We start from the raw sequence: 21983 nt of genomic DNA, 5'->3' as shown, positions 1-21983 counted from the left end.
GGGGCGCCGATCGTACGCACTACGGATAGTGTCCCATTCTCCGGCCGGCGCACACGCCGGAGCGCCGAGCGGGACCGGAGTAATGGGGGTATTGGACCGCTCGGGCTGTGATCATGGTGCACTGCGGGTTCGGGGACAAGCCCGGCAGGGCCACATCAGGCTCGCCGCCGGGCCGGGAAGGGAGGGGTGGGATGCGCGACGACATCGGGGTCTACGAGAGCCCGGAGTACTCCGAACCGCTGCGGCCGTGGCTGCCGGCGGACCTGCTCGACAACGCCGCCCGGACCATCTCCGACAACAAGGTGGTCATGCTGGGCCTGCCGGTGGTGGCCGGGATCGCGCTGGCCGCGGTCCAGGCGGCGCTGGCCCAGCTCACGGTGCCCGGTGGCATCAGCGGCTTCTTCAACGCGGACTCGCCGTTCGAACAGGCCGGTATCTCCATGCTGGTCATGTACGGACTGCAACTGGTCCTGTTCGCCGTGGTGTCGAGCATGCTGTCCGGCATCATCGCCCTGGCCGCCGTCCGCAGCCAGCTGGCCCACCGGGTGGGCCCACGAGAACTGCTCCGCCTGGTACGCCGGTCCCTGCCCGCTCTGGCCGCTGTCGGCGCGGTGCAGTCGCTGTGCTTCGTCGTGATGATCGCCGGCTGGGGACTGGGCGTCTTCGGCCTCGGGGTCGGCGCGGACGCGGTCATCTCGTCAGAGGTCGCCGGTCTGATTTCGGTCCTGCTGGTGATGGTGGGCGGCGTCCTGGTGCTGATCTTCGGCATCCGGCTGGTCCTGGCCGGCACCGTGGTCCTGATGGAGGGCAAGCACGCTCCGGACATCGGGCTCTACATCCCGGCCAGGGTGGGGATCTGGGGTTCGCTGCGGCGGTCCTGGCAGCTGGTGCGGGGCAAGTTCTGGCGGGTGCTGGGCATCCTGCTCTTCGCCTCCGTGGTGGTGAACATCGTCAGCTACGCACTGCAGTTCGGTATCGGCACCCTGGTCGCCACGCTCGGCGCCTGGGCCGACGGCAGCGACAACGGCAGCGCAACCGTGGTCGCGGTGGCGGTGGGCGTTGCCGCCGGAGTAGCGACCGTTCTGACGCTGATCGCCAGCCTCGCCTTCCTGTCGGCCGTGCAGGCGCTCATCTATCTTGACCTGCGGGTGCGGCGCGAGGGGCTCGACCTCTGGCTCCGTCCCTCCCTCCGACCGGCCCAGCAGCAGACCGGGCCGCTGCTGTGAGGCCCATGGTGCTGCTGGAACCGCCGGTGGACATCAGTCGCGACGATGCCGCCCGGGAAGCCGCGAAGGAGTTGGCCAAGCCCGCGTACGGGCAAGCCGGCGACAACCTGATCGTCCGGGCGATCGACAAGGTCCTGACGTGGATCACCGACATGCTCAACGACCTGACCGGCCGCTCCCCGGACGGCAACGTCGGGGTGCTGATGCTGGTCGGCCTGATCGTGCTGGTCGTCATCGTGGCCCTCTGGCGGGCCGGAGTACTGCGCACCACGCGCAGCACCAAGAGCCAGGTCGTCTTCGAGACCGGCAAGCCACGCAGCGCAGCGGAGTACCGGGCCCAGGCTGAGGCTGAGGTGGCCGGGGGCAACTACGCGGGTGCGGTGCGCAGCCGGTTCCGTGCCTGTGTCGCTGAGCTCACCGAGCGCACTGTGATCGACGAGCGACCGGGGCGGACGGCGTACGAGGCTGTGGCGGACGCAGGGCGCGCAGTACCGGCTCTGCGGGAGCCACTGCAGCCGGCGGCGCTGGCGTTCACAGAGGTTGTCTACGGCAACCGTCCTGGTACTCCGGAACGCTATGCCCAGGTAGCGGCGGCTGACGACGCCGCGAGGCATGTGTCGACTCGACAGCTGGTGCAGGGATGAGTACTGCGGTCGGTCGGAGCGGTACCGAGGTCTGGCGGGCCCTGCGGGTTCCCCTGCTGGTCACCGGAGTCGCCGTGCTCATCACCTTCGTTCTCCTCATCACCGGATCCACTCGGACCTCTGGTCCGTTCAGTCCGGACTCTGCCGCGCCGTCCGGTGCGAAAGCGCTAGCGGCCCTGCTGGAGAACCACGGGGTCGACGTGACCGGCACTGAAGACTTCGAGGACGCCACCGACGACGGAGCGGGCAAGACGCTTCTGGTCGCTCCCGGCGGGTCTCTGAGCCGCTCCGACTGGGAAGACATCGCAGCGGCCGACTGGAGTCACGTCGTGCTCATGCGGCCGAGCTCCAGAGCACTGGAGGCCATTGCCCCCGGCGTGCAGTCCGCAAGCCAGACGATGCCCTTCGACAGCCGCTCCCCCGGCTGCGACCTCCCTGCGGCCGACAAGGCCGGTACTGCGACTGTCGGCGGCGTCTCGTACTCCGCGCCCGACTCCGCCATCGCCTGCTACGGCGACGGCATCAACCACACAGTCATCCGGATGGACGCCGGGGGCACGACCGTCGACGTGGTCGGCTCGCCCCGGACCTTCACCAACGACGAGTTGGCCGAGGACGGCAACGCGGCGCTGGCGCTCAACCTGGTCGGCACCCACTCCGAGCTGGTCTGGTACCTGCCGCAGTACGAGGGCAACAGCTACAACGAGAACGACGCCGACGGGCCGCCACTGGTGCCGCCGGACGTCCGGTACATCGCTTGGGCGCTGGCCTTCGCTGCCTTCGTCGTGGCGATCTGGCGTGGCCGTCGGCTCGGACCCGTCGTACCCGAGCCGCTGCCGGTCATCGTGCACGCGGCGGAGACCACCGAAGGCCGGGCCAGGCTCTACCGCCGTTCCAGAGCTCGCGACCGGGCGGCCGCGGCTCTGCGGGAGTCCGCGCTCGGCAAACTCCAGAAGGCGCACGGGATCCCCCGCAGAGCCGACCCGACCGCCGTGGTGACGACAGTCGCCGCCCGGACCGGCAGGGATCCCGCCATGCTCCACGAACTGCTCTACGGTCAACCACCGGCCGATGACTCCGCCCTGATGTCCCTGTCCCATGCGCTAGACGTGCTGACGCTGGAGGTACGACACCCGTGACGACCGCTATCGAGGTCACCCCCGAACGGGCCAGGCAGGCCCTGGTCGAGCTCCGGAACGAGATCGGCAAGGCCGTGGTCGGGCAGGAGACGGCCGTGACCGCTCTGGTGCTCGCGCTGCTGTGCCGCGGCCACGTGCTGCTGGAAGGCGTCCCGGGGACGGCCAAGACGCTGATGGTGCGGGCGCTGTCGATGGCAATGCGGCTGGAGACGAAGCGGGTCCAGTTCACTCCCGACCTGATGCCCGGCGACGTCACCGGCTCCCTGGTGTACGACGCGAAGACCAGCGAGTTCGAGTTCCGCAAGGGGCCGGTGTTCACCAACATCCTGCTCGCGGACGAGATCAACCGGACACCCCCGAAGACCCAGGCCGCGCTGCTCGAGGCGATGGAGGAGCGGCAGGTCACCGTCGACGGCGAGCCCCGGATGCTGCCGATCCCGTTCGTGGTCGCCGCGACCCAGAACCCGATCGAGTACGAGGGCACCTATCCGCTGCCCGAGGCGCAGCTGGACCGGTTCTTGCTGAAGGTGACGCTGGACATTCCGCCACGGGACGCCGAGATCGCAGTACTGGCGCGGCATGCTGCCGGTTTCGACCCGCGTGACCTGACGGCGGCAGGGCTGCGTCCGGTTGCCGGCCCGGAGGACTTGCTGGCTGGACAGGCCGCAGTACGACGGGTCGCAGTACGGGAAGACGTGTTGGCTTACGTAGTGGACCTGTGTCGGGCCACTCGGCAGTCTCCGTCGCTGCAGCTTGGGGTGTCGCCTCGTGGGGCTACTGCGCTGCTTGCGGTGTCTCGGGCGTGGGCCTGGCTGTCCGGTCGCGACTACGTGATCCCGGATGACGTCAAGGCGATGGCGCGTCCCTGTCTGCGGCACCGGGTGCAGATCCGGCCGGAAGCAGAGCTGGAAGGTGTCACGGCGGACGCAGTACTGGAGAGCGTGCTGGCCACGGTGCCAGTGCCACGCTGATGGTCGTCACTGGCCGGGCCGGCGTCCTTGCCGCGGCCGGAGTCGTCTTTGTCGCAGTAGTGATGCCCAGGTGGGCAGGAGTCGGCCTGGTCGTCGCTGTTGTGCTGCTCGTGTGTCTGGTCGACCTGCTGTTGGCTGGGTCGCCTCGGCGCTTGCAGCTCAGCAGGGAGGGCGACAACGCAGTACGGCTTGGCCAGCAGGCTGTGGTGACGTTGCTGGTGGCCAATCCGGGCCGTCGGGTGAAGGGGTTGCTGCGCGACGCTTGGCCGCCTTCTGCCGGCGTACAGGACCCACCGCACAAGCTGGACCTGCCCAATGGCGAGCGGCGGCGGCTGACGACGCATCTGGTGCCCACCAGGCGTGGGGACCGGCATGCTGATCGCGTGACCGTGCGGTCGATCGGTCCGCTCGGCTTTGCCGGCCGGCAGGGGTCGCACAAGGTGCCGTGGACCGTCCGGGCGCTGCCACCGTTCAACAGCCGCAAGCACCTGCCTTCGAGGCTTGCACGGCTGCGTGAGCTGGATGGCCGAACCGCCTTGCTGACAAGGGGTCAGGGCACGGAGTTCGACTCACTGCGCGACTACGTGCCGGGCGATGACGTCCGCAGCATCGACTGGCGAGCCACCGCCCGCCGCGACAGCGTCGTACTGCGAACCTGGCGGCCCGAGCGCGACCGGCAGGTGGCCATCGTGATCGACTCAGGTCGCATGTCGGCCGGACGGGTCGGGGACGCACCTCGCCTGGACCACGCAATGGACGCAGCCCTCCTGCTGGCCGCCCTGGCGACCCGCGCGGGCGACCGGGTCTCCTTGCTGGCTTGCGACTCCGAGGTCCGCGCAGACGTCCGCCGCCCGGCCCCGCAAGACGTCCTCCCGTCCTTCGTCAACGCTTTGGCGAACGTGGACGCGCAACTCGTCCAGACCGACTTCCGGGTGGTCGTCTCGCACGTCCTGGAGCGCCTCGGCCAACGCTCCCTCGTAGTACTCCTGACTGGCCTGGACCCAGCGGTGATCGAGGAGTCTCTCCTCCCGGTCATCGGTCCGCTGCTCCGCCGCCACGTCGTAGTACTGGCCTCCGTAGCCGACCCTCGCCTGTCAGAGATGGAAACCTCCCTCTCCGACATGATCGAGATCTACGGCGCAGCCTCAGCCGCCCGCACCCGCCTGGACCGCGAACGAGTCACCGCAGTCCTCACCCGAGCCGGCGCCACCGTCATCGACGAAAACCCCGACCAAATAGCTCCCGCTCTCGCCGACACCTACCTGTCGTTGAAGAAGGCGGGACGGCTTTAGCTCCACCGGGTTTCCGCGGCTTGCGAGTGCGCCGACGCGTCACCCGACGCTTCCGGTCTTCGTCAGCGATATCACCGACAGGTGTGGCACCGTCGTGGTTCCACCGATCTGGGTGTCGTACGAGAACGAGCCCAGCACGAGGACCCTCGCCGTGAACAGGTCGTCTTCGATCAGGTCCGACACGTCACCAGAGACGTTCGTCAGCAACGTGTTCGTCGGGTAGTCCACGAACCCGTACGACGGACGATGCTTGATGCCGTCCATATTCGCCCGGAACGTGTCCGTACCCGTCGCAGCATCGAACTGGGTCACGGTGCCGTGGACGGTGATCGCCTCACCGATGTGCGCGTCCGGGTCCTTGGCGATCTTCGCCCACGCCCGCGCCGTCAGCTTCTTGTAGACGATCGGCTTCGGCTTCACCGTGGGTTTCGGCGTGATCTTCGGTGCCTGCGTCGGCTTGACCGACGGAGACGGCGCCTGGGACGTCGCCTTGACGCTCGGCTTGCTGGCCGGAGCGGAGGGGGCCGGGGCCGAGGGGGCTGGGGCGGAGGTGGTCGGAGCGGAGGTGGTCGGAGCGGAGGCGGCCGGAGCAGGGGACGGCTCTGCATCCGTCGACGCACCGTTCGTACCACCGCCGGCGTCACTGAACATGCCGATGATCACGAAGACCCCGAGGACCGCACCCGTCACGACGACCCACGTGCGCTTCAAGAACGGCTTTTTCGGCGGCCTGGGCGGCCTGGGCGGCCATCCGCCAGGCGGCGGACTGCCAGGCGGGTACTGCGGTGGCTGCCAGCCAGGCGGCGGACCCTGCTGGAACGGGGGCGGCTGGCCACCCTGGCGTGGCGGATCCGAGTTCTGCTGGTACTGCTGAGTCATAGGTCGGCTCCCCCTCCAGATGCGATGCACGGTGGGCCGACCCTCCCGGCGAGATTGACCGGATCGCTCTGGACGACCGCCTCTTGATTGAGGTTCGCCTTGGGGCGGTCCCGCGCGGCAGGGTCTAACGGCCCCTCTCGGGGGCCGGATGGCCCCCGCGGAGCCGGCCGTCTCCAGTGCGGGCCGCTCTGGCGGAGTGCGGCAGGGTTCAGAGCTAGACCAGACCGAGCGGCTCGTGTGGTTCGGGCGGGAGTTCGACGGTGAGGGGGTCGCCGGGGCGGACTGTGCCGCCGGTGGTGACGACGCTCATGATGCCTACACGGCGGACGATCGTGCCGTCGGCGGCCTTGGTCAGGACCTGTTTGAGCAGGCCTTTCTGGAGTTTGTTGATTTGACTGCAGGGGTCTCGCAGTCCGGTGACGGTGAGGATGGCGGCGTCGCCTAGATGGAGTCTGGTGCCGGTGGGGAGGGTGAAGAGGTCAAGGCCGGCGGTGGTGACGTTCTCACCCAGCTCGCCTGGCGCCACGTCGTACCCGTTGAATGCCAGCTCGTCGAGCACCTCCCGCGAGATGAGGTGCACCTGCCGCAGGTTCGGCGCGGTGCGGTCTTTACGGACGAGGTGGAGATGCTGCACGGTCGCGCCCGCGTGCGCATCCCCCTCGACTCCGATGCCTTCGATCAACCGAATCTCACCGACCGACAACTTGCTGAACCTGTGCTTGTCGTCGCGGTGGACAGCTTCGACTCTCACCAGTTCAGCTTAGAGCGGCCAGAGCGGGGAGCGACGGCGGGAGCATTCAACCTGCTGCGGCCGACTCGGCCGGGCCACCAATGGGCTCGCGCGACGCAGGAGCGCAGCACCACGCGCGACGCAGGAGCGCAGCACCACGCGCGACGCAGGAGCGCAGCACCACGCGCGACGCAGGAGCGCCCGCACCGCGCGACGCAGGAGCGGCGGCTGGGGTTGGGCTTGCCCCCGGGTGGTGGACACCGGGTTATGCGGCTTTTGCCGCGTGGTGGTGTGTGAGTTCGTACTGTATTGGGCTGGTCATGCCGAGGGCTGAGTGGCGTCGGCGGCGGTTGTAGATGTTGGCGATCCAGTGGTGGAGGGCTTGTTTGGCTTGGGTGCGGGTAGTCCAGGTGTGGCGGTGGTAGAACTCGACTTTGAGGGTGGCGAAGAACGACTCGGCCATCGCGTTGTCCCAGCAGACCCCGGTGCGCCCGACCGAGCAAACCAGGTTGTTCGCGGTGGCGAAGTCGTGGAGCTGGCTGGAGGTGTATTGGGTGCCGCGGTCGGCGTGGAAGACCACTTGGCGCGCGAGCCGGCCGCCGCGCTGGTCGATGGCCATCTGGAGCGCGGCCTGGACCAGGTCGGTGCGTTGGTGGTCCTCGATCGCCCAGCCCAGCACCCGGCGGGAGCAGGCATCGCGCACGACCGCGAGGTAGAGCCAGCCTTGGTGGGTGTGCAGGTAGGTGATGTCGGAGATCCAGACCCGGTCCAGTGTGCCGGTGTCGAAGACCCGGTTCACCAGGTCCGGGCGTGGTGCTGCGTGGTCGTCGCGTCGGGTGGTGATGGTGAACGGGCGAGGTGAGATGCCTTGCAGGCCCAGCGACGCCATGGTTTTGGCGACTGTTTTGCGGGTCACGACGGTGCCGGCCGCGCGCAGTTCACCGGTGATCCGCGGAGCACCGTAGACACCATCGGATGCGGTGTGGGCCGCGAGCACCTGCGCGGTGATCTCGTCTTGGCGCGCCTGGCGTGGTCCTGGCCCGTCCAGCTCTCGGCGCCGCCAGGCATAGAACCCTGAGCGTGAGACCTGCAGTAGTTCACACATCCGGGCGACACGAAAGCCGGCCTTCTGCGACTCGAGGACATGACCGATGACGCGGTAGGCATCTACCGGTTGTTGTCTGAGGCGAAGAAGGCCGCTGCTTTTTTCAAGAACTCCCGGTCTTTCCGCAATTCCGAGTTCTCCCGTCGCAGCCGCGCCAGCTCGGCACGCTCATCCAGACTCAACGGCCCCTGCTCACCACCCGCACCCGGCTCGGGCGGCTGGTCACTGGCCCGCTCCACCAGCACCCAGCGGCTCAGCAGCTGCGCCCCCAACCCGAGCTCCCGGGCCACCTGAGCGATCGGCCGGCCCGACTCGATCACCAACCGGGCCGCCTCCCGCCGATACTCCGGCGTGAACGTCCTGTGCTTACCCATAACAACATCCTTCCCGCGAGACCAAGATCCCGCCAGCGAAGATGTCCACCCAACGGGGGCAAGCCCAGGGTGGGTGGGAGCTACCGACCGGGGAGCGACGGAGGAGCGAGCGGGGAGGGGCGTGGGGGATTACAGCAGGTGGCAGGCGGCTTGGGAGTTGGGGGTGGCGGGGAGGATGGGGAGGAGGTTGGTGCGGCAGTGGGGGGCGATGGGGTTGCCTGCGGCTACTACCTGGCAGCGGGGGTGGAAGCGGCAGCCGCCGGGGATGCGGGTTGGGTCTGGGGGCTCGCCGGACAGGACGATGCGTTCGGGGGATTCGGGGAGGACCGAGAGCAGGGCCTGGGTGTAGGGGTGTTGGGGGTTCTTCAGGACCTCTTCGGTGGGGCCCGACTCGACGATGCGGCCGAGGTACATGACGGCTACCCGGTCGGCGATGTTCCAGGCGAGGCCGAGGTCGTGGGTGACGACCAGCGCCGACAAGCCCAGGTCGTCGCGGAGGCGGAGGAGCAAGGCGAGGATCTCGCCGCGGACGGACGCGTCCAGGGAGGCGACGGGTTCGTCGGCGATCAGCACCTTCGGGTCGAGCGCGAGTGCGCCGGCGATGACGACTCGTTGCCGCTGGCCACCAGACAGCTCGTGTGGGTAGCGCAGGAAGAACCGCTCCGGTGGTCGCAGACCGGCCCGGGAGAGGGCTTCGCTGACAACCCTCTCCTCGTCCGGCAGACCGTGAATCCGGGGGCCTTCGGCAACTGCTTCGTAGACCGTCTGGCGCGGGTTCAGCGAGCCCATCGGGTCCTGCAGCACGAGTTGCACGCGCCGGCGGTAGGCCTTGAGCGACTTGCCTCGGTAGGACAGCGGCGTTCCGTCGTACGAGACCGTGCCGGAGGTCGGGCGTTCCAAGCCGAGCAGGGTGCGGGCCAGGGTGGTTTTGCCACAGCCCGATTCGCCCACCAGGGCAACGATCTCGCCCGCCCCGACAGAGAGATTGACGCCGTCGACGGCCCGCGCGCGCCGGCCGCGCGAGCTGAACTCGACCGCCAGCTCAGTTGCCGTTAGCAAGATTCCTCCAGGACCAGCACACAGGCCGCCGTACGCCGGTCACCGGCCGGCCGCAACGAGACATCGACCGTCGAGCACGTGTCGAGCGCCACCGGGCAGCGCGGATGGAACACGCATCCCGACGGCAACTGCTGCGGATCCGGCGGGTCACCCCCGAGACCCCGTGGCGCCAACCGCGACGCGGGATCGCCGACGGTAGGGAAGGCCGCCGACAGCGCCTGGCTGTAGGGGTGGCGGAACGTACCACCGGAAGGACCGGTCTCGACCACTCGCCCGGCGTACATGACGGCCAGCCGGTCGCACGTGTCGGCCAGCACGGACAGGTCGTGCGAGATCATCAGCAACGAGATCCCGTGCGACGCGATCAGTTCCTTGATCAGGTTCAGCACCTGCGCCTGCACCATCAGGTCGAGCGCGGTGGTCGGCTCGTCGGCGATGATCAGTTGCGGCTCGCAGGCCAGTGCCATCGCGATCATCACTCGTTGCCGTTGGCCACCGGACAGTTCGTGCGGGTAGCTGCGCGCCCGCCAGGCCGGCAGACCGACCTGGCTGAGCAGTTCCGCAACGCGCGCCTTGGCCTTCTCGGCGGACTGCAGTTTGTGCACCAGCATCGGTTCGGCGATCTGGTCGCCGATCCGCTGCACCGGGTTGAGCCCGTGCTGCGCCCCCTGGAAGACGATCGACGCCTCGGCCCAGCGGACCGCGCGCAACCGTCCCCACTTCATCGCCAGCACGTCCTCGCCACCGAGCACGATGCGTCCCTCGATCCGCGCGTCCTTCGGCAGCAGCCGCAGTAGCGCCATCGCCAGCGTCGACTTCCCCGACCCCGACTCCCCCACGATGCCGAGGGCCTCCCCGGCTTCCAGCGACAACGAAACACCCCGTACTGCGGGCACTTCCCCCGACGCGATCCGGTAGGTGACCGACAGCTCGTCCAGCTCGAGCAGGCTCATCAGGCGGCCCTCCGCAGCCGGGGGTTCAGCACGTTCTCCAGCGCCCGGCCGCAGAGCGTGAACGCCATCACGACGATGACGATGCACAGACCGGGCACGAGGATGTACCACCAAGCGCCGGAGGTCGCCGCGCCCCAGTCGTACGAACCGCGCAGCATCGTGCCCCACGAGGTCTTGTTCGCGCTGACACCGAGGAAGGCCAGCGTCGACTCGGTGACGATCGCGCTCGCCACCTCCAGGGTGGTACTTGCCAGCAGCAACGGTGCGACGTTCGGCAGGACGTGCCGGGTGGTGATGTGCCAGTGTCCGCCACCGAGAGCTTGGGAGCGTTCGATGTATGGCCGGGCCTCCACCGCCAATGTCTGCGCGCGGATCAAACGGGCCGTCGAAGGCCAGGACGTCACGCCGATGGCGGCGATGATGGTCACCGTGCTACCGCCCAGGATCGCCGCCAGCACCAGCGCGGTGACCAGCGACGGCAGGACCAGGAACCAGTCGGTGATCCGCATGACGATCGCGCCGATCCAGCCGCGGAAGTGCCCGGCCGCGATCCCGAGCACGGTACCGATCACCATGCTGAGCAGCGCGGCGAGGAAGCCGATCAGCAGCGACGTCCGCGAACCCCACCAGACCATCAGCAACACGGATCGGCCGGACTCGTCCGTACCGAGCGGGTCGTCCCAGCTCGGCGGCGCCAGCTTCTCGCCGGTCCCGCTGACGACATTCGTCACGCCCGCATCGATGAACAGCGGCGCGATCACCGCGAGCAGGACGGCAACCAGCAGGATCGCCAACCCGGCAACACCGGCCCGATGGGTCCGGAAGTCTGACCAGAACCGCCGCAGAGCGCGCTGACGCCGGGTCCAGGTGATGCTGCTCATGCCGACCTCACCCTCGGATCAAGCACGTGGTAGACGACATCGGCGAGCGTGTTCATCAGGATCACCGACACCGTGATGAGCAGGAACGTGCCCTGCATCAAGGTGAAGTCGGGCACCCGGATCGCCTCGTAGAACAACTGCCCGAGCCCCGGCCAGCTGAAGATCGCCTCGACCGTCACCGCCCCGCCGACGACGAACCCGATCCGCATGAAAACCAGCGTCACGGTCGGCAGCAGCGCGTTCGGTACTGCGTGCCGCCGCCTGATCTCGTCATCCTTGAGACCCTTCGCCCGCGCCGTCGTGACGTAGTCCTGCCCCACCTCGTCGAGCACCGACGACCGCATCACCAGCAGGTACTGCGCATACACCACCGCCACCATCGTCAAGCACGGCAACACCATGTGCTTCGCGACATCGAGCACATAGCCGATACCGTCCGGTGCATCGACACTCTCGATCCCCCGGGTCGGGAAGATGCCCGGGATCGGTCCGATGCCGGCGGCAAACACCATCAGCAGCAGGAGTCCGAGCCAGAACGTCGGTACCGACCAAAGCACCAGCGAGACCCCGGTGGAGAATTTGTCGAAGCGGCTGCCCGGCTTCCATCCGGCTCGGGCTCCTTGCCAGATGCCCAGGCTGACGGCCATCACGAGCGCAGTACCGGTGAGCAGCAGGGTCGGGCCGATGCGTTCGCCGATCAGGTCGAGGACGGGACGCTTGTACTCGTACGACGTACCGAGGTCGAAGCGCAGCGTCTGGCCGACGAAGTCCAGGAACTGCTCGGGCAGCGACTTGTCCAGCCCGAGCCGGTGTCGCTCCAGGTCGAGTTGCTCCGGCGTCATGTTCCGCCCCTGGGCCAGCGCCCGGACCGGGTCGCCCGGCAGCAACCGGAACGCGAAGAACGTCGCGACGATCACCATCGCGATGCTGAGCAGCGCCCCGCCCACCTTCGACACGGCGTACCCGAGGAGCCCCCGGCGGGCGGGCTCCTCGGCGATCGCCTCCGCCGCGGGTGGCGCGATGGTCATCGCCGCGCCACCCGGTCAGAAACTCGGCTCATTCGCGGTCGTCCGCCACGGTGTTGCGGCGACGGACGAGGAGGAGCCCGATGGCGGCCAGGGCGATGACGCCTGCGACGACCCCGAGGATGACGCCGGTGTTCGAGCCCTCGTCCTCAGCGGCCGCGCCGTCCTTGGAGACGGCTTCCAGCGTGTAGAAGGGCCAGTAGCCGCTGCCGCCGTACAGCATGCCCTTGTCCTCGGGGATCGAGGTGACCTTGGCGATCCGGTCCTTGCGGTAGCCCTCGAGATTGTTCGGGTAGTACAGCGCGATCACCGGCGCATCCGTGTAGAGCCGCTCCTGCATCTTCTTGATGACGTCGGCACGCTTCGGCCGGTCCAGCTCCTTCAGCTGCTGCTGGTAGAGCGCCTCGTACTGCGGGTCGCAGTAGAACGACTCGGTCCCACCGCCCTCACCCGATGCGGTCGGACGCCGGCTGCACAGGTGCGTCGCCAGCACCTCCTCCGGATCCGGGTTGACCGACCAGCCGCTGATCGCGAGGTCGAACAGGGCCGTCGTGCCGGTCTCCTCGGTGAACTTGCTGGAGTCGAGCCGCTTGGTGGTCAGCGTGATGCCGACCTCCTTGAGCCACCCGGTCAGGTACTCGGCCAGCTTCTCCTCGATCGGTGCGTCGGTGTGGATACTGAACCGGAACTGCAGTTTGCGCGTTCCGTCCGGCATCGTCCGGATGCCGTCGGCACCCTTCTTGTACCCGGCGTCGTCGAGGATCTTGTTCGCCTTGGCCAGGTCGAAGGTGACCTTCTTGTCCCCGTCGGCTTGCCAGAAGAAGTCCTTGTACATCGGCGGCACGATCGAGCCGTCGGCCGGCTTGGCCAGCCCGTTCTGCACCTCGTCGACCAGCTTCTGCTTGTCGATCGCGGTGTGCAGTGCCTGACGGACCTTCGGGTCCTTCAGCGCCGGGTGCCCGTCGCCGATCGGCTTGTTGTCGCTCGTGGTCGCACCGTGGTTGACCTGCAGGTACGTCGCGCGGCGGCCCTCGGTGTTCCACTGGACGATGTTCTCGTCACCCTTGAGGGCTTCGAAGTCCGGCGGCGCGAGCCGGCCGATCAGGTCGATGTCACCCTTCTTCAGCCCGACGATCGCGGCCGCCGGGTTGTCGTAGAAGATCACCTGCAGCTCGTCGATCTTCGGGGCGCCCCGCCAGTAGTCCGGGTTCGCCTTGAGCTTCACGTACTGGTCCTTCTTGTGCTCCACCGCGATGTACGGCCCGCTGGTGACGGCGGGGTAGTCGTTCGCCTCGTACTTCGCGATGTCGCCGACCTTCTCCCAGACGTGCTTGGGCATGATCGGTACCGGGTTGTCGAGCATCGACGCCTGCGGGGTCTTCAGCTTGATGGTGAGATCCTGGCCGCTCGCACTGACACTGGCGAAGTTCTCCACGGCCGGACCGTTGCCGGTCTTCGCGCCGTCGTCGGTCATCATCTTGTTGAACGTCCAGGCGGCGTCCGCGGCCGTGATCGGCTGCCCGTCCGACCACTTGGCCTGGCGCATCTTGAACGTCCAGGTCAGACCGTCCGGCGAGGTGGTCCACGACTCGGCCAGGTCGGCGCTGGGCTGCAGCGTCTTCGAGTCCGGCACGGTCAGGAAGCCGTACATCCAGCGGTGGATCGACGACGAGACCAGCCGGACGGCCAGGAACGGGTTCATCGAGTCCATCGCCTGGGTCGCGCCGACCCTGATCACCTTGGGCCCCGCGGGACTGTCGGTCACCGCGGCCGGTGCCGCCTGGGCCGTCATCCCCGGCAGTCCGCCCAGTGCCAGCAGCCCCATCGCCGCCACCGCGCCGATCCATTTCCGCATCCGCCCCACGCACCTTCCGCCCTGGTGTTTAGGGAGAAAACCACACCATGGAGCGGTGGTTCGTCAATGATTTACGTCTTTTCGTCACTGATCCGTTGCCTGCATCGGCGAATAGTTACGGGTGCCGGCCGGCCAGCACGCAGAACTCGTTGCCTTCGGGGTCGGCGAGGATCACCCAGCTCTCCTCGCCGGTCTGACCGGCGTTCGCGCGGGTGGCACCCAGATCGAGCAGGCGTCGGACCTCCTCGTCCTGGTCCCGATCGGTCGGGTTGAGGTCGAGGTGCAGCCGATTCTTGATGATCTTGCCCTCGGGCACCTTCGCGAACGCGAGCGTCGGCGGCACCGGTCCGGGACGCGCCTTGCCCTCCGCCACCAACGGCGACCCGATGCTGACGAAGTCCTCTTCCTGCTCCCGTACTTCGTAGTCGAGCACCGCACACCAGAACCGGGCCAGCGCCACCGGATCAGCACAGTCGATCGCCAACTCGGTGAACTTGCTCGTCACGACGGAACCTTTCTCAGTGTTTGGCGTTGCGGGACCAGACGAAGGCGTAGACGCCGAAGGAGGCGACGCCGAGGGCGAGCAGCGTCAGAAGAACGGAGCCGAAGGGCTGGTTCCTGATCGTGTGCAGGGCGGTGTCCAGGCCGCCGGCCTTCTTCGGGTCGTAGCTGACCGCGGCCCAGGCGAACAGGGCGCCGGCGATGACAAAGGCGATGCCCTTGGCGCCGTAGCCGATCCGGCCGAGCAGGACGGTGGACTCCGACACGCCACCGACCAGATCCTCGCGGAACGTCTTCTTCACCGCCTTGGTGAGCTGGTGGATCCCGAAGCCGATCACGACCAGCCCGATCAGCACGACCAGCACCCGGCCGGCACCGTTCTGCATCAGCTTCGCGCTCAGGCCGCTCGACGTACCGGCGCTCGATTTGCCCGAGCCCATCGCGGTCTTGGCCGCGCTGACCGCCAGCACCAGGTAGACGATGCCGCGACCGACGGCCGAGATCTTCTTCTTCGTGTCGAGAAAGCCGTAGGCGACTTCGAAACCCTTCCAGATCACCAATGAGAACAGGCCGGCCGCGACGATCCAGAGCAGCACGCCACCGAAGGGCTTGCTCGCCAGCTCGTGCAGCGCCCCTTCGTGGGAGCCTTCCTGGGAGGCCTTACCCCAGGCGATTTGCAGTGCTATCCAGGCGATCAACAGGTGCACTACGCCGTACGCGATCAGGCCGACGGTGATCGAGGCGTGGTACACGGGGCTTTGCCGTGCTTGTTGGGCGGTCGTCATGGCTCATTCGTACCCAGTGGGAAACCACTGCCCTGCACCAGGCTCAGGCCGAGACGGGGGCGCTCGCCTCGCGGTCGGCTTCCTCGACATCGCCGTACTCGCCGGCCTTCACGGCGCGGCGGCCGAGCGTCCAGACGTAGACGAAGAACCCGAGCTCGGCCAGTACGCCGATGCCGACCCGGACCGGGGTGGGCAGCGGCGACGGCGTGACGAAGGCCTCGATCAGGCCGGTGATCAGCAAGATCGTTGCGAGGCCGATCGCCATCCCGACGGTGGCCCGGCCGGTCTGGGCGAGGGCCTGCATCCTGGTCCGCGGGCCGGGCGCTATCCAGGACCAGCCGAGTCGCAGGCCGGCCGCCGACGCGACGAAGACCGCGGTGAGTTCGAGCAGTCCGTGCGGCGTGATCAGGCCGAAGAACACGTCGGCGCGGTCGTGGCCGATCATCAGGCCGGCCATCACGCCGAGGTTCTCCGCGTTGCTCCAGAGCACGAACATCGTCGGGACCAGCAGCACGCCGATCGCCAGTACCGCGGCGGAGATGGCGGCGTTGTTGATCCAGACGCGCAGGGCGAAGTCCTGAGCCGGGTTCTCGGAGTAGTAGTTGGCGAAGTCCTCGTCGACGAGTTGCTCGATCTGCGACGGGGTGGCGATCGACTCGAGGATCTCCGGGTGCGCGATGATCCGCCACGCCATCCAGGCGGCGACCAGGTAGAACAGCAGGCCGATGGTGAGCCACCAGCGGCGGGACACGTACAGAGCGGCGGGGAAGCTCACCAGGAAGTACCGGGAGATGTCCCGCCAGACAGGTGCCTGTGCGCCCGTCACTGCACCTCTGGCGTCGGCTATGAGCCCCGAGAGCCGGCCGATGGTGACAGGGTCGGCTCCACTCGCCCGGAGCGCCGACAGGTGCGTACCGACGCGCTGGTAGAGCGAGACGAGTTCGTCGGCCTCAGCACCGCTCAACCGGCGCTGCCGCCGAGTCAGCTCGGCCAGCCGATCCCACTGCGGCTGATGCACGGACACGAACGCCTCGACGTCCATCAGCCCTCCCTTGTCTGCGCTGGCTCTCCCCTGGGGCAGACTAGCGGTCCGGGGTGTCTGAAATGGGAGGGGGCGCTGTGTCTCAGCTGGTCACGGGGGAAGCGGTTGTCCTCCAGGTGCGGATCGCGCGGATGCCGACCCGGGCCCTGGCGTGTGCGATCGACTTCATCGTCCAGATGATCGTGCTGGGAGCGCTGCTCGGCATCCTGCTGCGGTTCCTGGTCGTGGAGGCGAGCCCCGCCCTCGGCGCTGCCCTGGTGATCATCACCGTCCTTCTGGTCCTGATCGGCTACAAGGTCGTCATGGAGACGCTCACCCGCGGCAAGACGCTGGGCAAGCTCATGCTCGGGCTCAAGGTGGTGCGCGACGACGGCAGCTCGATCCGGTTCCGGCACGCGCTCGTCCGGGCGCTGCTCTGGCTGTTCGTCGACTTCGCGCCGTGGTTCGCGGCCAGCCCGGGAATCGTGGCGAGCCTGATGAACAAACAGGGCAAGCGAATAGGCGACATGGTGGCCGGCACGGTGGTGATCCGCGAGCGGCACCAGCCGATGGCGTCGCCGCCGCTGTTCGTCCCGGGGCACCTGGTCCAGTGGGCGCAGTCCCTGGAGCTGTCGCGGCTCTCGGACGACCTGGCGAACACGGCCCGCGAGTACCTGGCCCGTTTCATCGAGCTGGAGCCCGCCGCTCGGGTTGCCCTGGGCGACGCGCTCGCCTACCGCGTCGGGCAGGTGACGGCTCCTGCCCCGCCGGTACCGATCATCGCGCCCGCGTTCCTGTCCGCAGTACTGGCCGAACGCCGCCGGCGCGAACTGACCCGCCTAGCCACCGCCAGAGCGACGTACAGCGCCAACACCGGCCCCTTCAGCCACCCCACCCCGTACGCCGCCCCACCCGGCCCCTTCGCCGCCCCCGGCCAGCACGCCGCCCCGCTCGGCCAGTACGCCCCGCCCGGCCAATTCGCCGCCCCCAGCCAGTACCCGGCTCCGCCCGGCCCGTACTCGGCTCCGGCCAACCCGTACGCCGTTCCGGCTGGGCCGTTTGCTCCTCCGAGCCCGTACGGTGCCCAGCCGGCGCAGTACAGCCCGCCCCCGTCACCGCAGGACCGCCCATACCCCGCCCCACCGCCCGCACCCGCCCAAGAGCCGACGAAGGTCAACGCCGAGGGCTGGCACGCACCGGGCAGCGAACCCGACCAGTGGTCCTGACCACCTGAAACTGTCGGACCGCCTAGGCAGACTGGTCCCGTGGACTTTCCCCAAGCTCTGCGGACCGCGCGGCACGGCCGGCACCTCAGTCAACTCGAGCTTGCCCTGCGTGCCGGGACGACGCAGCGGCACCTCAGCTTCCTGGAGTCCGGCCGCTCGACCCCCGGCCGCGCGCTGATCATCCGCTTGGCCGAGTCGATGGAGCTGTCCCTGCGCGACCGCAACGACCTCCTGCACCTGGCCGGCTTCGCGCCCGTCTATCCACAGACGGCCATCGACGACCCCGCCCTGCAGCATGTCCGGTCGGCGCTCGACCACATCCTCACCGGCCACCTGCCGTACCCCGCGATCGTGGTCGACGCCAACCACGATCTGGTCCTCGCGAACGAAGCCTTCAGCCTGTTCACCGACGGAGTAGCCGACAAACTGCTCGAGCCACCGATCAACGTACTGCGCCTGTCGCTGCACCCAGACGGCGTCGCGCCACGCATCGCCAACCTCTCGCACTGGGCCCAGCACATCCTCGACCGGCTGCCACCCGGCGAGTTCCGCGACGAACTCGCCGCCTACGTCCCGTACGTCGAACCAGGGCCCGAGCATGTCGGCTTCGCAGCCCCCATGCAGCTCCGCTCACCCAAGGGCGACCTCCAGCTGACCACAACCATCACGACCTTCGCGACCGCACTGGACGTCACCATCGCCGAGCTCAAACTGGAGGCCTTCCTCCCAGCCGACGAAGCGACAGCGGCCCTGCTGACAGGTTGATCAGTTCGGGAACATGTAGTCGGCGACGATCCGCCCATCGGCGTCCACCTGCAGCACCTCCAGCCCCCCGCCCATGACCTCACCGGTAGCGGTCGCCACCATCTCCCAGCTGAACTTCACGACGTCCTTCAGCCGTACGGCGTTGTCCCGCGGCCGGAACTCGTACTCGCCACCAGCTACGAACTCCTCGTAGCTGCGCGCGACCCGAGCCTCCAACTCGTCGTACCCGGTCGCCTCCAGCGTGCTCGCCGCGAACCCGAAACCGAGCCCACTGGCCACCTCCCGGAACTCCGCCGGCGGGTCCAGGAAGTGCTTGCCGTCCTCGGCCCAAAGCTCCTCGATCGTCTTCCGCCGCTGCTCGGCATCGGCCTCGCCCCACACCCCGACGTACCGCGCAACCAGCTCACGAGTCCTACTGTCCGACATGGTTTTCTCCTTGTTTCACAGGCTTTTTCGGCACTACCGAGATCCTGCAACAAGGCCACCGCGGTCTCAATTCCCGGCGGGGAATGGCGAAGGGCGCCGTACCGGAGATCCGGCACGACGCCCTTGCTGAAGGCAAACGATCAGTAGCGGTAAGCGTCCGACTTGTACGGACCCTCGACCGGTACGCCGAGGTACTCGGCCTGCTCCTTCGACAGCTCGGTCAGCTTGACGCCGAGCGAGTCGAGGTGCAGCCGGGCGACCATCTCGTCGAGGTGCTTGGGCAGCACGTAGACGTCGGTCGGGTACTCCGCGGTCTTCGCGAACAACTCGATCTGCGCCAGCACCTGGTTGGTGAACGAGTTCGACATCACGAAAGAGGGGTGCCCGGTCGCGTTGCCGAGGTTCAGCAGCCGGCCCTCGGACAGCACGATGATGGTGTGACCGTCAGGGAAGCGGAACTCGTCGACCTGCGGCTTGATGTTGATCCGCTCGATGCCCGGCGTCTTGTACAGGCCGGCCATGTCGATCTCGTTGTCGAAGTGGCCGATGTTGCCGACGATCGCCTGGTGCTTCATCTGCGCCATGTGGTCGGCGGTGATGACGTCCTTGTTGCCGGTGGTGGTGACGAAGATGTCGGCGATCCCGACGACGTCCTCGATCGTGGTGACCTGGTAGCCGTCCATCGCTGCCTGCAGCGCGCAGATCGGGTCGATCTCGGTGACGATCACCCGGGCGCCCTGGCCGCGCAGCGACTCCGCACAGCCCTTGCCGACGTCGCCGTAGCCGCAGACGACCGCGACCTTGCCGCCGATCAGCACGTCGGTGGCGCGGTTGATGCCGTCGATCAGCGAGTGCCGGCAGCCGTACTTGTTGTCGAACTTCGACTTGGTGACCGAGTCGTTCACGTTGATCGCCGGGAACAGCAGCGTGCCGGCCTTGTGCATCTCGTACAGCCGGTGCACGCCGGTGGTGGTCTCCTCGGTGACACCGAGGATGTTCTGGCCGATGGTGGTCCAGCGCTGCGGGTCCTCCTGCAGCGACCGGGTCAGCACGGACAGCACGACGCCGTACTCCTCGGACTCCGCGGTGGACGGGTCCGGGACCTTGCCGGCCTTCTCGAACTCGGTGCCCTTGTGGACGAGCATGGTGGCGTCGCCGCCGTCGTCCAGGATCATGTTCGGACCCTCACCACCCGGCCAGCGCAGCGCCTGCTCGGTGCACCACCAGTACTCCTCCAGCGTCTCGCCCTTCCAGGCGAACACCGGCACGCCGGCGGGAGCGTCCGCGGTACCGTCCGGGCCGACCACGACCGCGGCGGCCGCGTGGTCCTGGGTGGAGAAGATGTTGCAGGACACCCAGCGCACCTCGGCCCCGAGCGCCGTCAGCGTCTCGATCAGCACGGCGGTCTGGATGGTCATGTGCAGCGAGCCCATGATCTTCGCGCCGGCCAGCGGCTTGCTGTCGCCGTACTGCGCGCGCATCGCCATCAGACCGGGCATCTCGTGCTCGGCGAGCCGGATCTCCTTGCGCCCGAACTCGGCGAGTCCGAGGTCTGCCACCTTGTAGTCGAACGTCATACCGTTGCCGCTCCCCTGGGGATATGGATGCTTCCTACCGAGCACACTAGAGGTCCCGCCGCGGGTCGCGAACCGCCGGGTCGGCATTTCTGACACTGAAATGTCAGGATAAATCCCATGCGCATCACGGAGGCGGCGAAGAACCTCGGCACCACTCCCCGAATGCTCCGCTACCGGGAGGCCCTCGGGCTGCTGCCCAGCTCCCGGGCCGCCCGCAACAGCCAGCGCCAGTACGACGACCGCGACCTCGCCGCGGTCCGGCTCGCGCTGGAACTCGAACGCCGGTACGACGTGACGCCGGCCGCGCTCGCCTTCGCGCTCCGGGCCCTCGCCGAGCCGTCGGTCGCGGCCGACCTCCGCAACCTCGGCTACCGCACCGGCCGGCTGACCACACCACCGACCACAGCCGAGATCGACCGCGAGCGCGCTCTGCGCTGGCTGGGCCGCAGCGGCACCCTGCCGCCCCCACACAACCGGCCGCGCTGAACGAGGCCGCGCTGAACAAGAAGGCCCCAGCCACCCGACGAGGTGGCTGGGGCTTCGTTCGCAGGTCTTAGTGGGACGGGGCCTCGGGGACCGGTGGGCGCTCGGCGGGGACGTAGCCCTCGACATAGATGTCGGGCTCGATGTAGACGTGGACCGACATCGGCTCGGCCTCGCGGACCGCCTGCTCGGCGGCGTTGATGGTCTCGGCGATGGAGGCCGCGTCGGCGTCCTCCGCGACGGCGACCTTGGCGGCGACCAGGACCTCTTCCGGGCCGAGGTGCAGGGTCTTGATGTGGATCAGGCGCTGGACGCCGGGGACCGACTCGATCGCGGCGACGATCTTGCGCTGCGCCTCGGTGGTCGCGGACTCGCCGAGCAGCAGCGACTTCATCTCGATCGCCAGGAAGATCGCGACACAGACCAGCAGCGCGCCGATCGCCATCGAGCCGAGGCCGTCGTAGATTCCGTTGCCGGTGGCAAGGGTCAGCACGACACCGACCAGCGCCAGGACCAGACCGGTGAGCGCGGCGAAGTCCTCGAGCAGGATCACCGGCAGCTCCGGCGAGCGGGCGTTGCGGATGAACCGGGCCCAGCCCACCTGGCCGCGGACCTTGTTCGCCTCGACGATCGCGGTCCGGAAGGAGAGCGTCTCCATGACGATCGCGGCCACCAGCACCGCGACCGGGACCCACTTCCAGTTGTCGATCCCGTGCGGGTCGTGCACCTTGTGGTAGCCCTCGTACAGCGCGAACAGACCACCGACGCTGAACAGCACGATCGCCACGATGAACGAGTAGACGTAGCGTTCCCGGCCGAAGCCGAACTGGTGCAGCTCGTCGGCCTGCCGCTTCGCCCGCTTCGCCCCGACCAGCAACAGCACCTGGTTCCCGGCGTCGGCCAGGGAGTGGATCGACTCGGCCAGCATCGACGCCGACTGGGTCAGCAACCAGGCGCCGAACTTCGTGATCGCGATACCGGTGTTCGCCAGCAGTGCCGCGACGACGGCTTTGTTACCGCCACCAGCCATTTCCGTTGTCCTCCGGGCCATTCAGGGGATTCAAGG

Annotated in this window: 23 protein-coding genes; 8 read left to right on the top strand and 15 right to left on the bottom strand. The window is 68.2% G+C overall.

Going from position 1 to position 21983, the window contains the following annotated elements; all coding sequences use genetic code 11:
* The first annotated feature begins 191 nt into the window (after positions 1-191).
* Genes AB0F51_RS22565 through AB0F51_RS22545 form a run of 5 tightly spaced genes read left to right on the top strand, consistent with a single transcriptional unit; the run spans position 192 to position 5272 of the window.
* The gene (locus tag AB0F51_RS22565; RefSeq protein WP_360282916.1) at positions 192-1226 is read left to right on the top strand and encodes a hypothetical protein; all 1035 of its coding nucleotides are present in this window, start codon (positions 192-194) and stop codon (positions 1224-1226) included.
* A gap of 5 nt (positions 1227-1231) precedes the next feature.
* The gene (locus tag AB0F51_RS22560) at positions 1232-1870 is read left to right on the top strand and encodes a DUF4129 domain-containing protein (protein ID WP_360282914.1); all 639 of its coding nucleotides are present in this window, start codon (positions 1232-1234) and stop codon (positions 1868-1870) included.
* Complete coding sequence (locus AB0F51_RS22555) at positions 1867-3009, top strand: DUF4350 domain-containing protein (protein WP_360282912.1); 1143 nt, start codon at positions 1867-1869, stop codon at positions 3007-3009. The genes AB0F51_RS22560 and AB0F51_RS22555 overlap by 4 nt, the downstream gene beginning before the upstream one ends.
* Positions 3006-3980, top strand: a complete 975-nt coding sequence (locus tag AB0F51_RS22550) for a MoxR family ATPase (RefSeq protein ID WP_360282910.1) — start codon at positions 3006-3008, stop codon at positions 3978-3980. The genes AB0F51_RS22555 and AB0F51_RS22550 overlap by 4 nt, the downstream gene beginning before the upstream one ends.
* Positions 3980-5272, top strand: coding sequence for a DUF58 domain-containing protein (locus tag AB0F51_RS22545; RefSeq protein ID WP_360282908.1), 1293 nt, complete (start codon positions 3980-3982; stop codon positions 5270-5272). The genes AB0F51_RS22550 and AB0F51_RS22545 overlap by 1 nt, the downstream gene beginning before the upstream one ends.
* Positions 5273-5311: 39 nt before the next feature.
* Here AB0F51_RS22545 and AB0F51_RS22540 read toward each other — a convergent pair whose 3' ends face one another.
* The 12 genes from AB0F51_RS22540 to AB0F51_RS22485 form a co-directional block, all read right to left on the bottom strand.
* On the bottom strand, positions 5312-5983 hold the full coding sequence (locus tag AB0F51_RS22540; protein ID WP_360282906.1) for a hypothetical protein: 672 nt from the start codon (positions 5981-5983) through the stop codon (positions 5312-5314).
* 382 nt (positions 5984-6365) lie between these two features.
* Complete coding sequence (locus AB0F51_RS22535; protein WP_360282904.1) at positions 6366-6902, bottom strand: MOSC domain-containing protein; 537 nt, start codon at positions 6900-6902, stop codon at positions 6366-6368.
* Positions 6903-7146: 244 nt separating this feature from the next.
* On the bottom strand, positions 7147-8115 hold the full coding sequence (locus AB0F51_RS22530) for an IS3 family transposase (RefSeq protein ID WP_360283460.1): 969 nt from the start codon (positions 8113-8115) through the stop codon (positions 7147-7149).
* Complete coding sequence (locus tag AB0F51_RS22525) at positions 8049-8360, bottom strand: transposase (RefSeq protein WP_360282902.1); 312 nt, start codon at positions 8358-8360, stop codon at positions 8049-8051. The genes AB0F51_RS22530 and AB0F51_RS22525 overlap by 67 nt, the downstream gene beginning before the upstream one ends.
* 129 nt (positions 8361-8489) lie before the next feature.
* Positions 8490-9419, bottom strand: a complete 930-nt coding sequence (locus tag AB0F51_RS22520; RefSeq protein ID WP_360282900.1) for an ABC transporter ATP-binding protein — start codon at positions 9417-9419, stop codon at positions 8490-8492.
* Complete coding sequence (locus AB0F51_RS22515) at positions 9413-10372, bottom strand: ABC transporter ATP-binding protein (RefSeq protein WP_360282898.1); 960 nt, start codon at positions 10370-10372, stop codon at positions 9413-9415. The genes AB0F51_RS22520 and AB0F51_RS22515 overlap by 7 nt, the downstream gene beginning before the upstream one ends.
* A complete protein-coding gene (locus AB0F51_RS22510; RefSeq protein ID WP_360282896.1) occupies positions 10372-11253 on the bottom strand; it encodes an ABC transporter permease in 882 nt (293 codons plus the stop codon). Before AB0F51_RS22510 ends, AB0F51_RS22515 begins: the two co-directional genes overlap by 1 nt.
* A complete protein-coding gene (locus tag AB0F51_RS22505; protein WP_360282894.1) occupies positions 11250-12281 on the bottom strand; it encodes an ABC transporter permease in 1032 nt (343 codons plus the stop codon). The genes AB0F51_RS22510 and AB0F51_RS22505 overlap by 4 nt, the downstream gene beginning before the upstream one ends.
* A 28-nt stretch (positions 12282-12309) precedes the next feature.
* Positions 12310-14133 carry a peptide ABC transporter substrate-binding protein gene (locus AB0F51_RS22500; protein ID WP_360282892.1) on the bottom strand — a complete coding sequence of 608 codons (1824 nt, stop codon included), beginning with the start codon at positions 14131-14133 and terminating at the stop codon, positions 12310-12312.
* 115 nt (positions 14134-14248) lie between these two features.
* Entirely contained in the window at positions 14249-14638 is a 390-nt protein-coding gene (locus AB0F51_RS22495) for a VOC family protein (protein WP_360282890.1), read from the bottom strand.
* A 13-nt stretch (positions 14639-14651) separates the two neighbouring features.
* Positions 14652-15419 carry a DUF1206 domain-containing protein gene (locus tag AB0F51_RS22490; RefSeq protein WP_360282888.1) on the bottom strand — a complete coding sequence of 256 codons (768 nt, stop codon included), beginning with the start codon at positions 15417-15419 and terminating at the stop codon, positions 14652-14654.
* A gap of 43 nt (positions 15420-15462) precedes the next feature.
* Positions 15463-16461, bottom strand: a complete 999-nt coding sequence (locus tag AB0F51_RS22485; protein ID WP_360282886.1) for a stage II sporulation protein M — start codon at positions 16459-16461, stop codon at positions 15463-15465.
* 77 nt (positions 16462-16538) lie between these two features.
* Here AB0F51_RS22485 and AB0F51_RS22480 point away from each other — a divergent pair, with 77 nt between their 5' ends.
* Positions 16539-17666: an RDD family protein gene (locus AB0F51_RS22480; RefSeq protein ID WP_360282884.1), complete on the top strand. Its 1128-nt coding sequence runs from the start codon at positions 16539-16541 to the stop codon at positions 17664-17666.
* 39 nt (positions 17667-17705) lie between these two features.
* Complete coding sequence (locus AB0F51_RS22475; RefSeq protein ID WP_360282882.1) at positions 17706-18431, top strand: helix-turn-helix domain-containing protein; 726 nt, start codon at positions 17706-17708, stop codon at positions 18429-18431.
* Here AB0F51_RS22475 and AB0F51_RS22470 read toward each other — a convergent pair whose 3' ends face one another.
* Positions 18432-18857 carry a hypothetical protein gene (locus AB0F51_RS22470; protein ID WP_360282880.1) on the bottom strand — a complete coding sequence of 142 codons (426 nt, stop codon included), beginning with the start codon at positions 18855-18857 and terminating at the stop codon, positions 18432-18434. It lies immediately after the preceding gene.
* 140 nt (positions 18858-18997) lie between these two features.
* Positions 18998-20434, bottom strand: coding sequence for an adenosylhomocysteinase (gene ahcY, locus AB0F51_RS22465; protein WP_360282878.1), 1437 nt, complete (start codon positions 20432-20434; stop codon positions 18998-19000).
* A gap of 117 nt (positions 20435-20551) precedes the next feature.
* Here ahcY and AB0F51_RS22460 point away from each other — a divergent pair, with 117 nt between their 5' ends.
* Positions 20552-20920 (top strand): MerR family transcriptional regulator, encoded by a 369-nt coding sequence (locus AB0F51_RS22460; RefSeq protein WP_360282876.1) that lies wholly within the window; start codon positions 20552-20554, stop codon positions 20918-20920.
* 67 nt (positions 20921-20987) lie between these two features.
* On the opposite strand, the gene AB0F51_RS22455 is transcribed toward AB0F51_RS22460, so the two are convergent.
* Entirely contained in the window at positions 20988-21947 is a 960-nt protein-coding gene (locus AB0F51_RS22455; RefSeq protein ID WP_360282874.1) for a cation diffusion facilitator family transporter, read from the bottom strand.
* Positions 21948-21983 lie beyond the last annotated feature (36 nt).

Origin of the sequence: Kribbella sp. NPDC023855, from assembly GCF_040639475.1 — a bacterium.
GTDB lineage: Bacteria > Actinomycetota > Actinomycetes > Propionibacteriales > Kribbellaceae > Kribbella.
The sequence above is the reverse complement of the archived record's forward strand: the minus strand, read 5'-3'. Positions and strand labels throughout refer to the sequence as shown.

What these genes read in the sequence shown, in the direction of transcription:
- AB0F51_RS22455 (WP_360282874.1), bottom strand. Translation starts at nt 21,947, where the DNA reads ATGGCTGGTGGCGGTAACAAAGCCGTCGTCGCGGCACTGCTGGCGAAC.
- AB0F51_RS22545 (WP_360282908.1), top strand. Translation starts at nt 3,980, where the DNA reads ATGGTCGTCACTGGCCGGGCCGGCGTCCTTGCCGCGGCCGGAGTCGTC.
- AB0F51_RS22485 (WP_360282886.1), bottom strand. Translation starts at nt 16,461, where the DNA reads ATGGACGTCGAGGCGTTCGTGTCCGTGCATCAGCCGCAGTGGGATCGG.
- AB0F51_RS22525 (WP_360282902.1), bottom strand. Translation starts at nt 8,360, where the DNA reads ATGGGTAAGCACAGGACGTTCACGCCGGAGTATCGGCGGGAGGCGGCC.
- AB0F51_RS22555 (WP_360282912.1), top strand. Translation starts at nt 1,867, where the DNA reads ATGAGTACTGCGGTCGGTCGGAGCGGTACCGAGGTCTGGCGGGCCCTG.
- AB0F51_RS22470 (WP_360282880.1), bottom strand. Translation starts at nt 18,857, where the DNA reads ATGTCGGACAGTAGGACTCGTGAGCTGGTTGCGCGGTACGTCGGGGTG.
- AB0F51_RS22500 (WP_360282892.1), bottom strand. Translation starts at nt 14,133, where the DNA reads ATGCGGAAATGGATCGGCGCGGTGGCGGCGATGGGGCTGCTGGCACTG.
- AB0F51_RS22560 (WP_360282914.1), top strand. Translation starts at nt 1,232, where the DNA reads ATGGTGCTGCTGGAACCGCCGGTGGACATCAGTCGCGACGATGCCGCC.
- AB0F51_RS22510 (WP_360282896.1), bottom strand. Translation starts at nt 11,253, where the DNA reads ATGAGCAGCATCACCTGGACCCGGCGTCAGCGCGCTCTGCGGCGGTTC.
- AB0F51_RS22460 (WP_360282876.1), top strand. Translation starts at nt 20,552, where the DNA reads ATGCGCATCACGGAGGCGGCGAAGAACCTCGGCACCACTCCCCGAATG.
- ahcY (WP_360282878.1), bottom strand. Translation starts at nt 20,434, where the DNA reads ATGACGTTCGACTACAAGGTGGCAGACCTCGGACTCGCCGAGTTCGGG.
- AB0F51_RS22565 (WP_360282916.1), top strand. Translation starts at nt 192, where the DNA reads ATGCGCGACGACATCGGGGTCTACGAGAGCCCGGAGTACTCCGAACCG.
- AB0F51_RS22490 (WP_360282888.1), bottom strand. Translation starts at nt 15,419, where the DNA reads ATGACGACCGCCCAACAAGCACGGCAAAGCCCCGTGTACCACGCCTCG.
- AB0F51_RS22505 (WP_360282894.1), bottom strand. Translation starts at nt 12,281, where the DNA reads ATGACCATCGCGCCACCCGCGGCGGAGGCGATCGCCGAGGAGCCCGCC.
- AB0F51_RS22515 (WP_360282898.1), bottom strand. Translation starts at nt 10,372, where the DNA reads ATGAGCCTGCTCGAGCTGGACGAGCTGTCGGTCACCTACCGGATCGCG.